This window comes from Kribbella sp. NBC_01484 (assembly GCF_036227145.1).
Lineage (GTDB): Bacteria > Actinomycetota > Actinomycetes > Propionibacteriales > Kribbellaceae > Kribbella.
Window position 1 is genome coordinate 7,150,384 of record NZ_CP109437.1, and the last position, 13,770, is coordinate 7,164,153.

Here is a 13,770-nt window from a genome sequence, read left to right on the forward strand (position 1 = left end):
TTTGTCGGTGGGCCTCGTTAGCATGACCGGGCATGCCCTGGATACCCTCGAGAACGGCTGAGAGTGAGCTTGTGTCTGACCGTCTGATCGTGCGTGGAGCGCGTGAGCACAACCTGAAGGACGTCTCGGTCGACCTGCCCCGGGACGCCATGATCGTCTTCACCGGGCTGTCCGGGTCCGGCAAGTCCAGCCTGGCCTTCGACACGATCTTCGCCGAGGGCCAGCGCCGGTACGTCGAGTCACTGTCGGCGTACGCGCGGCAGTTCCTCGGTCAGATGGACAAGCCCGACGTCGACTTCATCGAGGGTCTGTCCCCGGCCGTCTCGATCGACCAGAAGTCCACCTCGCGGAACCCGCGCTCCACCGTCGGCACGATCACCGAGGTGTACGACTACCTCCGCCTGCTGTTCGCCCGGGCCGGCCGCCCGCACTGCCCGGAGTGCGGCGAGCCGATCGCGCGCCAGACCCCGCAGCAGATCGTCGACCGGGTGCTGGAGCTCGAGGAGGGCACTCGCTTCCAGGTGCTGGCCCCGGTCGTCCGCGGCCGCAAGGGGGAGTACCTCGACCTGTTCCGCCAGCTGAGCGGTCAGGGGTTGTCCCGGGCCCGGGTGGACGGTGAGACGATCCAGCTCACCGACCCGCCGAAGCTCGACAAGCAGAAGAAGCACGACATCGATGTGGTCGTCGACCGGCTCGCGGTGAAGAGCTCGGCCAAGCAGCGGCTGACCGACTCGGTCGAGACCGCGCTCGGTCTGGCCAGTGGTCTGCTCGTGCTGGACTTCGTCGACCTGCCGGAGGACGACCCGCACCGCGAGCGCCGGTTCTCCGAGAAGCTCGCCTGCCCGAACGACCACCCCCTCGCCATCGACGAGCTCGAGCCACGGTCGTTCTCGTTCAACTCGCCGTACGGCGCCTGCCCGGTGTGCACCGGTCTCGGCACCCGGATGGAGGTCGACCCGGAGCTGCTGATCCCGGACCCGTCCAAGTCACTCGACGAGGGCGCGATCCAGCCGTGGTCCGGGCAGAACGTCTCGCAGTACTTCGAGCGTCTGCTGGCGGCGCTGGCGAGGGACCTGAAGATCAAGACGAGCACGCCGTTCGGCGAGCTGCCGGCGAAGGCGAAGAAGTCGCTGCTGACCGGCCACGACAAGCAGGTCCACGTCTCGTACCAGAACCGCTACGGCCGCGAGCGCTCGTACTACACCACCTTCGAGGGTGTGATCCCGTACGTCGAGCGACGGCATGCGGAGGCGTCGAGCGACACCGGCCGGGAGCGCTTCGAGGAGTACATGCGCGAGGTGCCGTGTCTGGCCTGCAACGGCGCCCGGCTGAAGCCGATCTCGCTCGCGGTCACGCTCGGCGGTAAGAACATCGCGGAGATCAGCGCGATGTCGATCGACGAGGTGCACGGCTTCCTCGCGCAGATGGAGCTGTCGCCGCGGGAGAAGCAGATCGCCGAGCGGGTGGTCAAGGAGATCGGCGAGCGGCTGCGGTTCCTGCTCGACGTCGGCCTGGACTATCTGGCGCTGAGCCGGCCGGCGGGTTCGCTGTCCGGTGGCGAGGCGCAGCGGATCCGGCTGGCGACCCAGATCGGCTCGGGGCTGGTCGGCGTTCTGTACGTCCTCGACGAGCCGTCGATCGGCCTGCACCAGCGGGACAACCGGCGGTTGATCGAGACGCTGGTCCGGCTGAAGGAGCTGGGCAACACGCTGATCGTCGTCGAGCACGACGAGGACACCATCGACCACGCCGACTGGGTGGTCGACATCGGCCCGGGTGCCGGTGAGCACGGCGGCCAGGTCGTCGTCTCCGGCACGGTCGAGGACCTGCGCAACCACCCGGACTCGATCACCGGCCAGTACATCTCCGGCCGCCGCGAGATCCCGATCCCGCCGGTCCGGCGACCGCTGACCGAGGGCCGCGAGCTGACCGTGTACGGCGCCCGGCAGAACAACCTCCAGGACATCGACGTGACGATTCCGCTCGGGGTGTTCGTCGCGGTGACCGGGGTGTCGGGGTCTGGCAAGTCGACGCTGGTCAACGACATTCTCTACACCTCGCTGGCGCGGCAGATCTACGGTGCTCGGGCGGTGCCGGGCCGGCACACGAAGATCTCCGGGATGGAGCTGGTCGACAAGGTCATCCACGTCGACCAGTCGCCGATCGGCCGGACGCCGCGGTCCAACCCGGCGACGTACACCGGTGTCTGGGACCACGTCCGCAAGCTGTTCGCGGACACGCCCGAGGCCAAGGTCCGCGGGTACCAGCAGGGCCGGTTCTCCTTCAACGTCAAGGGCGGCCGGTGCGAGGCCTGTTCGGGTGACGGCACGCTGAAGATCGAGATGAACTTCCTCCCGGATGTGTACGTGCCGTGCGAGGTGTGCCACGGCGCCCGGTACAACCGCGAGACGCTCGAGGTGCACTACAAGGGCAAGACCGTCGCGGATGTGCTGGACATGCCGATCGAGGAGGCGTCGGAGTTCTTCGCGGCGATCCCGGCGATCTCGCGGCATCTGACCACGCTGGTCGAGGTCGGCCTCGGGTACGTCCGTCTCGGGCAGCCCGCGCCGACGCTGTCCGGTGGTGAGGCGCAGCGCGTGAAGCTGGCGTCCGAGCTGCAGCGGCGGTCGACCGGGCGGACGGTCTACGTGCTCGACGAGCCGACGACCGGTCTGCACTTCGAGGACATCCGCAAGCTGCTCGGCGTGCTCGGCGGCCTGGTGGACAAGGGCAACTCGGTGCTGGTGATCGAGCACAACCTCGACGTGATCAAGACCGCCGACTGGATCATCGACCTCGGGCCGGACGGCGGTCGCCGCGGTGGCACGCTGGTCGCGGAAGGTACGCCGGAAGAGGTCGCGGCGAACCCTGCGTCGTACACGGGTGAGTTCCTGGCGGAGATTCTCGAGGGTCGCGCCGCCAAGCCGAGCGCGAAGCAGCAGGCCGCCGCCGCGAAGAAGGCGCCGGTCAAGAAGACCGCGGCGAAGAAGACGGTCGCCAAGAAAGCCGTTGCCAAGAAGGCCCCGGCGAAGAAGGCACCGGCCCGGAAACGCGTCGCCAGCTGATCAGCCCGCGAGTATCACCGGCCGAAGAGCTGTCCGAACAGTTGTCGCAACCACGTACGGCGCGGATGCGGCGTCAACACAGAGGGCAGTACGACGGTCGGTGGCGTGGCCAGCGTGACCGGCACCTGAACTATCCGATCGCCCTGTAACCAAAAGAGATCCGGGCAGCACTGGTCCGGTGCGTCGCGGTACGTCTCGGTGACGAACCGCGCCAACGCGTCGGCCCGATCCTGGCCCGCATCGGCCGGGCAGTAGGCAACTGTGCTCAACCGCGGCACCCCGACCAGCACCCCCGCGCCCAGAGATGCCTGCGGCAACAAGGTCTCCCGGTCGACGATCGCCATCGACACCAGCGGATCGCCGTCCCGGCTGAGGACGGCGAACCCGTCGTGCTCGACCGGCTCCAGGTCCGCGACCTCCGCCAGACTCAACCGCACCGGCGACGGCACGCCGGGATCACCCAGCCCGAGCATCGATCGCCGTACGACGGTCAGTCGCCGGAGTTCCTTGCCGGTCCGGACGAACACCACGACCTCGAAGTGTTCGCCGAACGGGATCAGGGCGTCCGCGACCGGTCCGGCCGTTCGCGCAGACCATCCGCGCTGCACGAGCAGAGCACGTTGCCGCTCCGCGACGTCGCCGTACCGGTGTTCCTCCGTGGCCAGCTCACCTTCGGCGACGACGGCCAGCAGCCAGGCCTCGATCTGTTCCGGCCAGCGTTGCTGTGGGAGGTGCAGACAACGGTCGACGATCTCGCCGACGCCGACGACCGCGGACATCTGCAGCGCGCCGCGTCCCCAGCCGACTTCGACCGTCCGCTCCTCGGTGTCCACCACACAGCCCGGCAACCACATCGGCGCGAGATCCGCGATCACCTCGACGACAGCGAAACTTTCGCTCGTGTCCGTCATGTCTTGACCTCCGCCACCACTGAAGTGTCTCGCGCATCCGTTCCAGAAGTACGAAGCCCCCCGGCGTCCGCGGGCTGGTCAGCGGGCCACACCTTAGTGGCAGTCCGGATCAGGCGCCCGCACTACCAGCTGATTCACAGCAACTCTCAAACGCCGGTTGAATCCGGCGCTGGTTGAACCGATCCGATGATCCAGTCGTTTGACCCGGTATCGGCCCGGTTTGGCAGGGTCGGCTACACAGAAGCAAAGCGTTCAACCACTTCGACCGGCAGGCTCCTGGAGGTCCAGATTCATGAGCGATGACACGATGGCACCAACCACCCCGCAGCAGACCCCGGCGGGGGACAACCTGCGCGACCGGAGGTCGGTGCTCCGCTGCGCGGCAATCGCCGCCCTCGCGGGTGCCAGCGCACCGATCCTTGCGGCCTGCGGCGGCAGCGACAACGCGAGCGGGAGCAGCGGCTCCAGTTCCGCACCCGCGACCGGCACGAGCTCGGCTCCGACCAGTGCACCGACCAGTACGGCGCCGTCCTCGAGCGCGCCGGCGAGCACCAGCGGCGGCACGGTCCTCGGCCCGGTGTCCGACGTACCGGTCGGTGGCGGCAAGGTGTTCTCCGACGCCAAGGTCGTGGTGACACAGCCGACCGCGGGTCAGTTCAAGGGCTTCTCCGCGATCTGTACCCACCAGGGCAACCCGGTCGGGTCGGTGCAGGGCGGGCAGATCGTCTGCCCGTTCCACAACAGCCACTTCAACATCACCGACGGCAGCCCGGTCAGCGGCCCCGCGCAGTCGCCCCTCCCCGCGGTAAACGTCGCGGTTCAGGGCAGCAACATCGTCCAGTCCGCCTGACAACCGTAACGTCCGAAGAAGTGAGGCCGATAGCCCTCACTTCTTCGGACGTTAGCGGTTTGTCAGCTGTGGGTGGCTGGGTCGAGCTTGCCGACGTAGAGGAGTTGGTTGGGGGAGCCGGTGCCGGGGTGACCTACCTTGTCCGGCGTTGAGGCACCGACCAGGGCCGTTGCGACATCGGCCGGCGTGGCGTCCGGGTGGTCGGCCAGGTAGAGCGCGACCCCACCGGCCACGTGCGGCGTGGCCATCGACGTACCGCTCATCTTGGCGGTCGCCTCGGGGTCGGTGATGCCGACCGACGTGATGTCGACGCCCGGCGCGAACAGGTCGACACACTTGCCGAAGTTGGAGAACGTCGCCTTCTTGTCCTGGTCGTCGGTCGCGCCGACGGTGATCGCCGAGGGCTCCCGGGCCGGCGAGCCCTGGCAGGCGTCCGCGCTTTCGTTGCCAGCGGCAACGGCGTAGGTGACGCCGGAGCCGACCGAGGCCTTCACCGCCGCGTCCAGCGCGTCGTCGGCGCCGCCGCCCAGGCTCATGTTCGCCACGGCGGGCTTCTTCGCGTTCTTGGTGACCCACTCGATGCCGGCCACCACGGACTCGGTCGAGCCGGAGCCCGAGCAGTCGAGCACCCGGACGCCGTACACATGCGCGCCCTTGGCCAGGCCGTACGTCGTTCCGGCGATGGTGCCGGCCACGTGGCTGCCGTGCCCCATGCAGTCGACGCCGTTCTGGCCGTCGCCGACGGTGTCGGTGCCGACCGAGGCGCGGTCGCCGAAGTCCTTGTGCGCGGCGTAGATGCCGGTGTCGATCACGTAGACGTTCACGTTGTCCGCGGTGGTGGACGCCTCGTACTTCTTGTCCAGTGGCAGGTCACGTTGGTCGGCCCGGTCCAGGCCCCACGGCGGGTCGTCCTGCGCGACGGTGATCTTCTGGTTCTGCTGGACGTAGGCCACCCGCTTGTCGCCGGCCAGCTTCTTCGCCTGGTCCGCACTCATGCTCGCGGAGAAGCCCTTGATCGAGGCGTCGTACTGGTCGCGCACCTTGACGTCGTAGCTGGTCGCGAGACTGGCGTTGGTGGCCCGGGTCTCGGCCTGCGAACGCTGGCCGGCCAGGACGACGATGTAGCTGCCCGGGATGGCGTCCGGGGTGCCGGCGCCGCGGATGGTGACCGCGGTCGTCGTCTGCGACGCGTCACTGCCGGCCGCGGTGGCGACGATCCCGGTCACGGCGAGCGCGGATGCGGCGACCGCTCCGAACACGGCACGCGGTCTGCGAATTCTGGGGGACATGGGCGGAACTCCCTCGAGTCAGCGCAAGGCCCGGTTGCCTCACGCAAAGGTCCTGCACGTCTACCCTGGGTCACACGCTAGAACTCGCGCTCATCCCAACCGGGGGTCAAACCAGCCTTATGGGACAACCCGCAACACGACCGCAACGTTCACTTGCCCAATAGGGGGTTACTGCGGCGTGCCTGGAAGTTGGCGTGCTTGCGGATGGCGAAGTCGTAGGCCTCCTGCAGCAGCGGCAGCAGGGGAGTGGCGTCGGATGGCGAGACGATGCAGACCCAGTGCTGCGAGGCGTAGAAGGGGTGCGGCATCAGGGTGTCGCGGGCGGTGTAGTCGTGGCCGGAGTCGAGCACCCAGTCGGCGTCGCGCTCGGTCGGCACCGCACCGAACAACGAGGTGTACGTCGCCTTGGTCAGGCCGATGTTGAGGCGCCAGGCGCCGGGGTCGTCGAGCCGGGACACCTTCTCGTAGTGGTCGCCGGTGACGATGGTGGCGAACGGCTGCTGCCGTTCCGGCGGCAGGTCCGCGGCCGGGTCGAACAGGTAGAACAGATCGCCCTGTGCCTCGAGCACCCGGATGCCGTCGTACGCGCGGATCACCCGATCCATCTCTTCAACTGTCATGCCTTCAAGTGTGTCATTGAAGTTGCAGTTGAGACTTTGGCGGGATTCCGGATTTGTCGGCGACCCGAACTAGGGTGGTTGAGTGGCTGATCCGTCCTCGTACCGTCCCGCTCCAGGGTCGATCCCCGACTCGCCTGGTGTCTACCGCTTCAGCGATGCCGCCGGGCGGGTGATCTACGTCGGCAAGGCGAAGAACCTGCGCGCCCGGTTGTCGTCGTATTTCCAGGATCTGGTCAACCTGCATCCGCGCACCCAGGCGATGGTGACGACAGCCGCGAAGGTCGAGTGGACCGTCGTCGCCAGCGAGGTCGAGTCGCTGCAGCTGGAGTACTCCTGGATCAAGGAGTACGACCCGCGCTTCAACGTGAAGTACCGCGACGACAAGTCGTACCCGTGGCTCGCCATCACCCTCAACGAGGACTACCCGCGAGTGATGGTCGGCCGGGGCCAGAAGAAGAAGGGCGTGAAGTACTTCGGTCCGTACAGTCACGCCTGGGCGATCCGGGAGACCGTCGACCTGCTGCTGCGGGTCTTCCCGATGCGCTCGTGCAGCAAGGGCGTGTTCAACCGGCATCGCCAGATCGGCCGGCCCTGCCTGCTCGGCTACATCGGCAAGTGCGCCGCCCCCTGCACCGGTCAGGTGAGCCAGGAGGAGCACCGCAAGATCGTCGACGACTTCGCCGCGTTCCTGTCCGGCCAGACCGCGACGTACGTGCGCCGGCTGGAGAAGGAGATGAAGGCGGCCGCGGCCGAGCTCGAGTACGAGCGGGCGGCGAAGATCCGCGACGACCTGGCCGCGCTGGAGAAGGCCCTGGCCAAGAACGCGGTCGTCCTCGGCGACGGGACCGACACCGACGTGATCGCGCTGAGCGAGGACCCGCTCGAGGTCGCGGTGCAGATCTTCTACGTCCGCGGCGGCCGGATCCGCGGTGAGCGCGGCTTCATCGCCGACAAGGCCGACGGTACGGCGACCACCGGCGACCTGGTCTCCCGGTTCATCCAGCAGACGTACGCCGGTGACTCGGGCGACGCGATCCCGCGGGAGATCCTGGTCCCGACCAAGCCGGAAGACGCGGACGCGCTGACCGAGTGGCTCGAGGGGATCCGCGGCGCGAAGGTGGAGATCAGGGTCCCGCAGCGCGGTGACAAGAAGGCGCTGATGGAGACGGTCGAGCGGAACGCGCTGCAGACGCTGACCATGCACAAGACCAAGCGGGCCAGTGATCTGACCACTCGCAACCAGGCGCTGGAGGAGATCCAGGCCGCGCTCGACCTGCCCGAGGCGCCGCTGCGGCTGGAGTGCTACGACGTCTCGAACCTGCAGGGCACCGAGGTGGTCGCGTCGATGGTCGTCTTCGAGGACGGTCTGCCCCGCAAGAGCGAGTACCGGCGGTTCGTGATCAAGGGCGTCGACGGGCAGAACGACGTCGCCTCGATCGCGGAAGTGCTGACGCGAAGGTTCAAGCGGCTGCTCGACGAGCGGGCCACGCTGCAGGAGGACGAGGACCCGTCGGCGGCGCTGATCGATCCGGAGACCGGACGCGCCCGCAAGTTCTCCTATGCTCCCGGACTGGTCGTCGTCGACGGCGGTCCGCCGCAGGTCGCGGCCGCGCGCCAGGCGATGGACGAGCTCGGCCTGGGCGACATCCCGGTCGTCGGCCTGGCCAAGCGGCTGGAGGAGGTCTGGGTCCCGGACGAGGAGGACCCGGTCATCTTCTCCCGCACGTCCGAGGGGCTGTACCTGCTCCAGCGCCTGCGTGACGAGGCCCACCGGTTCGCGATCACCCACCACCGCAACCGGCGCTCGAAGTCGATGGTCGAGAGCGTCCTGGACGAGGTCCCGGGGCTCGGCGAGGTCCGCCGGAAGACGCTCCTGCGGCATTTCGGCTCGCTGAAGAAGTTGCGGCAGGCGACGATCGACGAGGTGGCCGAGCTGCCCGGATTCGGCCGCCGGACGGCGGAGTCCGTCGTACTGGCGGTGAACGCTGCCGCAACGACGGCCGAAACCGGCCGGGCGCCGTCGGTGAACACCGCCACGGGCGAGATACTGGGCGACGACGTCCCGGCGCCGGCCGGGGCGCCCGACGGGGACCCAGGGAGAACTGAGAGCTGATGGACGACACAGGCGGCAACCTGATCATTGTGTCCGGGATGTCCGGCGCGGGACGGAGTTCGGTCGCCGACGTACTGGAAGACCTGGGCTGGTTCGTCGTCGACAACCTGCCGCCGATGTTCCTGACCACCCTCGTCGAGCAGGTCATCGGTACCGGCGCGGCGCCACGGCTCGCGGTCGTCGTCGACGTCCGGACCGGGTTGTTCTTCGAGGAGCTGAGCTCGGCCATCCACGACCTGCGGCTGAAGGGGTACCGGCCGCTGACGCTGTTCCTGGAGGCCTCCGACGACGTGATCGTGCGCCGGCAGGAGAGCGTCCGCCGGCCGCACCCGCTGCAGGGCGAGGGCCGGTTGCTGGACGGGATCCAGCGCGAGCGCGCGCTGCTCGGCGACATCCGGGCCGGCGCCGACCTGGTCATCGACACCTCGAACCTGAACATCCACCAGCTCGCCGCGAAGATCGTGAACGCCTTCGGCGACGAGGAGAACGCCGAGCTCCGGGCGACCGTGGTGTCGTTCGGGTTCAAGTACGGCATCCCGGTGGACGCCGACGTGGTCGCCGACATGCGCTTCATCCCGAACCCGTACTGGCAGCCCGACCTGCGCCCGATGACCGGGCAGGACAAGCCTGTGTCAGACTTCGTGCTCGGCCATCCGCTGGCCCAGCAGTTCCTGCAGAACTACGTCGACGTGCTGGACACCCTGCGGACCGGCTACCTGAACGAGGGCAAGCGCTTCGTCACCGTCGCGATCGGCTGCACCGGGGGAAAGCACCGCAGCGTCGCGATGGCCGAGGAGATCGCCCGGCGGCTGCGTGAGAGAGGGTCACCGACGTTGGTCGTACACCGGGATCTGGGGCGGGAGTGACGCGAGCTCCCCGGGTCGTCGCACTGGGTGGGGGACATGGCTTGGCCGCCTCCCTGTCCGCACTTCGTCACGTCACCGACCAGCTGACCGCGGTCGTGACGGTCGCCGACAACGGCGGCTCGTCCGGTCGGCTGCGGCGTGAGCTCGGTGTCCTGCCACCCGGGGATCTGCGGATGGCGCTGGCCGCGCTGTGCCGCGACGACGAGTGGGGCCGGACCTGGGCGGACGTGCTGCAGCACCGGTTCCGCAGCAACGGTGAGCTGCACGATCACGCGGTCGGCAACCTGCTGATCGTTGCGTTGTGGGAGCTCCTCGGCGAGGCCGTCGACGGACTCGACTGGGTGGCGCGATTGCTCGGCGCACAAGGGCGCGTACTGCCGATGTCCGCCGTACCGCTGGACATCACCGCGCGGGTGCTCGGACTGGACCCGGATCATCCGGAGGCGATCACCGAGATCCGCGGCCAGGCCGAGGTGGCGACGACCGAGGGGCAGGTCGTCGACGTCGCGCTCGACCCGGCCGACCCGCCGGCCTGCCCCGAGGCGCTGGTGGCGATCGCGGAGGCCGACTGGGTCGTGGTCGGACCGGGGTCCTGGTTCACGTCGGTGATCCCGAACCTGCTGGTCCCGGCGTTGTCCCGGGCTCTCGAGCAGACCAGCGCGCGTCGCCTGGTGACGCTCAACCTGGGCGAGCAGAAGGGCGAGACCGACGGCTTCTCACCCGAGACCCACCTCGAGGTGCTGGCCGCGCATGCTCCCGACCTCCGCATCGACGTCGTGCTGGCCGATACCGACCATGTCCCGGATCCCGCGTCGTTGCGCCGTACGGCGGAATCCCTCGGAGCGGAGGTGGTCATCGCCGACATCGCCGACGATGACCGTCACCTCCACCACGCCCCGGACAAGCTGGCCAAGGTCTACCGGGAGATCTTCAGCTGACTCAGCCGGCGTCGACCGGCTTCTTCGCGTCGTACACCTGCTTGCCCTGGGCGTCGTACCCGCGGACCTGGACTGTCTTGACGTCGGAGTTTCCGCCGGTCAGTCCCCAGGTGTAGAAGCCGTTGGCCATCAACACCCGGGTCGGTCCGGCCGGCAGATCGATGATCATCTGCGCAACGCCCGCGGGCACCATCGCGAACCCGAGGTTGTCCGCGACCTTGCCGTCCGCGTCCACCGCGTGCCGGGTGTAGTCGGACTCGCCGCCCTTCGTGGTGGGAGTCGTCATATGGCACCACACGGCGACCCGCTGGTCCGCGGAGATGAGCACGGCGGTGAACTTGTCGCCGGTGCCGGTCTTCAGCGCCACGTCCCACGACTTCGTGATCGGACCGGCTGCCTTCGCGCGCGGATCCTGCGGCCCCTGCCCAGCGTAGGCGGGGTTGGTGGCGATCTCCTGCTCCCAGAGGCGGCAGCGATCGCGGATCTGGTCATCACTGAGCGGACTGACCGGCGGTGCGGGAGCGAGGGCCTTCCCGGTTTGCGGATCCTTCGTGAGCACGACCTGGGGTGTGATCGGGTCGGCGGTCTTGACGGTCACCTTCGGATCGACGGCCGGCTGCGCCGGGGGAGTGATCGGCTTGACGATCTGGTCGTACACCCTCGTGCCGCCGGCGTCGTAGCCCCGGATCCGGGTCAGCGTGATCAGCTTGTCGTTCTTGCCGGGGTGGCCGAAGGTGACGAATCCGTCAGTGCCGACCAGGGCCTCACGCGGACTGCTTTCGCCGGCAAGGTCCACCAGCACCCGGGTGACACCGGTGACCGGAAGCAGGAGGCCGTCGTGCACGGTCAGCGGCTGCTGGGTCCGACTCCTGGACGAGACGTCTGCCGTCATGGTGCGCCCCACGCTCGCGGGCTTCTCCGGACTGTTCATGATGCATGTCGAGACGACCGACTGGTCCGGTGAGAGGAACAGCGCGTTCAGCACGGACTGGTCGCCACTCTTCACCACGATCTTCCACCGGGCGTCGACCGGACCGGCCTTGTCCATCGTCTTGTGCGTCTGGGCCTGGTGCCGGTACGCGGGGTCGTACGGCTTGCAACGGCGTAGGACCTCGGCATCGGACAACGGGCTCACCGGAGGTGCCGGCGTGACCGTCTTGCCGGTCTCGTTGTCGACGATCCGGCCGGTCTTCGCGTCGATCGTGATGGTCTGGTTCTTCGGCGTGCCCGCCGGACCCGCGCTCTCGGAACGCGTCGCGGACCAGGCGGCGACGCCGCCGAGGATCGCGGCGGTGGTGACGATCGCTGTGGACGCGGCGGCGATCCGGCTCTTGCGGACCGAACGCCGGGCACGGACGAGAACGTCCCCGACGTCGGTGTGCAGCGGCTGGTCCGAGTCGTCGGCCGCGGCAGCCAGCAGGCGTTCGAGGTCGGTGCTCACGAAGCGCTCCTTTCGGTCTGGTCGAGTAGTACTTCGCGCAGGCGGCCGAGGCCGCGGGAGGTCTGGCTCTTCACGCCGCCGACACTGATGCCGAGGATGTCGGCGGTCTGTTCGAGGCTGAGGTCGGCGTAGTGCCGCAGCACGACGCACGCGCGCTGGCTGGGCGACAGGTGGTGCAATGCCTCGATGACGAGCAGGCGGTCATCGACCGATCCGACTGCGTCCGGTAGCGGTCTGAGGTCCTCGCCGGTGTCGTCGAGACGCTCGCGGCGCCACGGCTTCCTGGACTGGTCGAGGACCGCGGTGACGACGCAGCGATGCGCGTAGCCGATCAGGCTGTCGGTGCGGTTGATGCGGTTCCAGTGCCGGTAGACCTTCACCAGAGCGTCCTGCGCCGCGTCCTCGGCCCGGTGCCAATCTCCGCACATCAGGTACGCCGTACGCCGCAGCCGCCGGATCGTGATCGCCGCGAACTCGGTGAACTCGGCTTCGTCCCGTGCTTTCATGCCCCTCCTCGTACTCTCGCGGAAGGAACGCGACCAACCACAGGAAAGGTTGCAGCCCCCGTAACAGGTCCCCGATCGGCCCGTTGGTCCTGGTACGACTCCCGAGGGTCTTTGACAGCGGTGGGAGGATGCCTTCATGGCGATGACAGCACAGGTGAAGTCCGAGTTGACCAGTATTCAGGTCACAAAACCCTGTTGCCGCAAGGCCGAGGTGTCGTCCGTGCTGCGATTCGCGGGCGGGCTGCATCTGGTGTCCGGCCGGATCGTCGTGGAGGCGGAGCTGGACAGCGGTGCCGCGGCCCGGCGGCTGCGCAAGGACATCGCCGAGATCTTCGGGCACCCGTCGGACGTGGTCGTGATCTCCCCCTCCGGAATCCGGAAGCAGACCAAGTACGTCGTCCGCGTCGTGCGCGACGGCGACGCGCTGGCGCGGCAGACCGGCCTCGTGGACAACCGCGGCCGGCCCGTGCGGGGTCTCCCGCCCGCGGTCGTCTCCGGCGCGTCCTGTGACGCGGTAGCGGCGTGGCGCGGAGCCTTCCTGGCGCACGGCTCGCTGACCGAGCCCGGCCGGTCGTCCTCGCTCGAAGTGACCTGCCCCGGTCCGGAAGCGGCGCTCGCGCTGGTCGGTGCGGCCCGCCGGCTCGGCATCGGCTCCAAAGCCCGCGAGGTGCGCAACGTCGACCGCGTCGTGATCCGCGACGGCGACGCGATCGGCGCCCTGCTGACCCGGCTCGGCGCGCACGAGTCGGTGCTCGCGTGGGAGGAGCGGCGGATGCGGCGCGAGGTCCGCGCGACCGCGAACCGGCTGGCCAACTTCGACGACGCGAACCTGCGCCGCTCCGCCCGCGCGGCGGTCGCGGCGGGCGCCCGGGTCGAACGCGCGCTGGAGATCCTCGGCGACGACGTACCCGATCACCTGCAGGTGGCCGGCAAGCTGCGGCTGGAGCACAAGCAGGCCAGCCTCGAGGAGCTCGGTCAGCTGCACGACCCGGCCCTCACCAAGGACGCGGTGGCCGGCCGGATCCGCCGCCTGCTGGCGATGGCCGACAAGCGCGCCGCCGACCTCGGCATCCCGAACACCGAGGCGAACCTGACCCCGGAGATGCTCGACCCGGCCTGACCGGATCGTTATCTGCGGCAGCCCACGCCGAACTTGTCGCGTTGGTTGGAT

At 68.8% G+C, this 13,770-nt stretch carries 11 protein-coding genes; 6 read left to right on the forward strand and 5 right to left on the reverse strand.

Annotated elements, in window-relative coordinates; all coding sequences use genetic code 11:
- Positions 1-71: 71 nt before the first annotated feature.
- The gene (gene uvrA, locus OG555_RS34540; protein WP_329476886.1) at positions 72-3,065 is read left to right on the forward strand and encodes an excinuclease ABC subunit UvrA; all 2,994 of its coding nucleotides are present in this window, start codon (positions 72-74) and stop codon (positions 3,063-3,065) included.
- 14 nt (positions 3,066-3,079) lie between these two features.
- Here uvrA and OG555_RS34545 read toward each other — a convergent pair whose 3' ends face one another.
- Positions 3,080-3,976, reverse strand: a complete 897-nt coding sequence (locus OG555_RS34545; RefSeq protein WP_329476888.1) for a hypothetical protein — start codon at positions 3,974-3,976, stop codon at positions 3,080-3,082.
- Positions 3,977-4,268: 292 nt separating this feature from the next.
- Here OG555_RS34545 and OG555_RS34550 point away from each other — a divergent pair, with 292 nt between their 5' ends.
- Positions 4,269-4,826: a Rieske (2Fe-2S) protein gene (locus OG555_RS34550; protein ID WP_329476890.1), complete on the forward strand. Its 558-nt coding sequence runs from the start codon at positions 4,269-4,271 to the stop codon at positions 4,824-4,826.
- A 62-nt stretch (positions 4,827-4,888) separates the two neighbouring features.
- On the opposite strand, the gene OG555_RS34555 is transcribed toward OG555_RS34550, so the two are convergent.
- Positions 4,889-6,115 (reverse strand): S8 family peptidase, encoded by a 1,227-nt coding sequence (locus OG555_RS34555; RefSeq protein WP_329476892.1) that lies wholly within the window; start codon positions 6,113-6,115, stop codon positions 4,889-4,891.
- Positions 6,116-6,264: 149 nt separating this feature from the next.
- Positions 6,265-6,735 (reverse strand): DUF6194 family protein, encoded by a 471-nt coding sequence (locus OG555_RS34560; RefSeq protein ID WP_329476894.1) that lies wholly within the window; start codon positions 6,733-6,735, stop codon positions 6,265-6,267.
- A gap of 82 nt (positions 6,736-6,817) precedes the next feature.
- Between OG555_RS34560 and uvrC the strand changes: the two genes are divergently transcribed.
- The 3 genes from uvrC to OG555_RS34575 are packed head-to-tail and all read left to right on the forward strand — an operon-like array spanning position 6,818 to position 10,652.
- Complete coding sequence (gene uvrC / locus OG555_RS34565; RefSeq protein ID WP_329476896.1) at positions 6,818-8,848, forward strand: excinuclease ABC subunit UvrC; 2,031 nt, start codon at positions 6,818-6,820, stop codon at positions 8,846-8,848.
- Entirely contained in the window at positions 8,848-9,714 is an 867-nt protein-coding gene (rapZ, locus tag OG555_RS34570; protein ID WP_328520663.1) for an RNase adapter RapZ, read from the forward strand. Before uvrC ends, rapZ begins: the two co-directional genes overlap by 1 nt.
- Positions 9,711-10,652 carry a gluconeogenesis factor YvcK family protein gene (locus tag OG555_RS34575; protein WP_442914456.1) on the forward strand — a complete coding sequence of 314 codons (942 nt, stop codon included), beginning with the start codon at positions 9,711-9,713 and terminating at the stop codon, positions 10,650-10,652. Before rapZ ends, OG555_RS34575 begins: the two co-directional genes overlap by 4 nt.
- Position 10,653: 1 nt before the next feature.
- Here OG555_RS34575 and OG555_RS34580 read toward each other — a convergent pair whose 3' ends face one another.
- The gene (locus OG555_RS34580) at positions 10,654-12,093 is read right to left on the reverse strand and encodes a hypothetical protein (protein WP_329476900.1); all 1,440 of its coding nucleotides are present in this window, start codon (positions 12,091-12,093) and stop codon (positions 10,654-10,656) included.
- Positions 12,090-12,599 (reverse strand): SigE family RNA polymerase sigma factor, encoded by a 510-nt coding sequence (locus OG555_RS34585; RefSeq protein ID WP_329476902.1) that lies wholly within the window; start codon positions 12,597-12,599, stop codon positions 12,090-12,092. The genes OG555_RS34580 and OG555_RS34585 overlap by 4 nt, the downstream gene beginning before the upstream one ends.
- A gap of 136 nt (positions 12,600-12,735) precedes the next feature.
- On the opposite strand from OG555_RS34585, the gene whiA reads away from it, so the two are divergent.
- The gene (gene whiA, locus OG555_RS34590; RefSeq protein WP_329476904.1) at positions 12,736-13,719 is read left to right on the forward strand and encodes a DNA-binding protein WhiA; all 984 of its coding nucleotides are present in this window, start codon (positions 12,736-12,738) and stop codon (positions 13,717-13,719) included.
- The last annotated feature ends 51 nt before the right edge of the window (positions 13,720-13,770 follow it).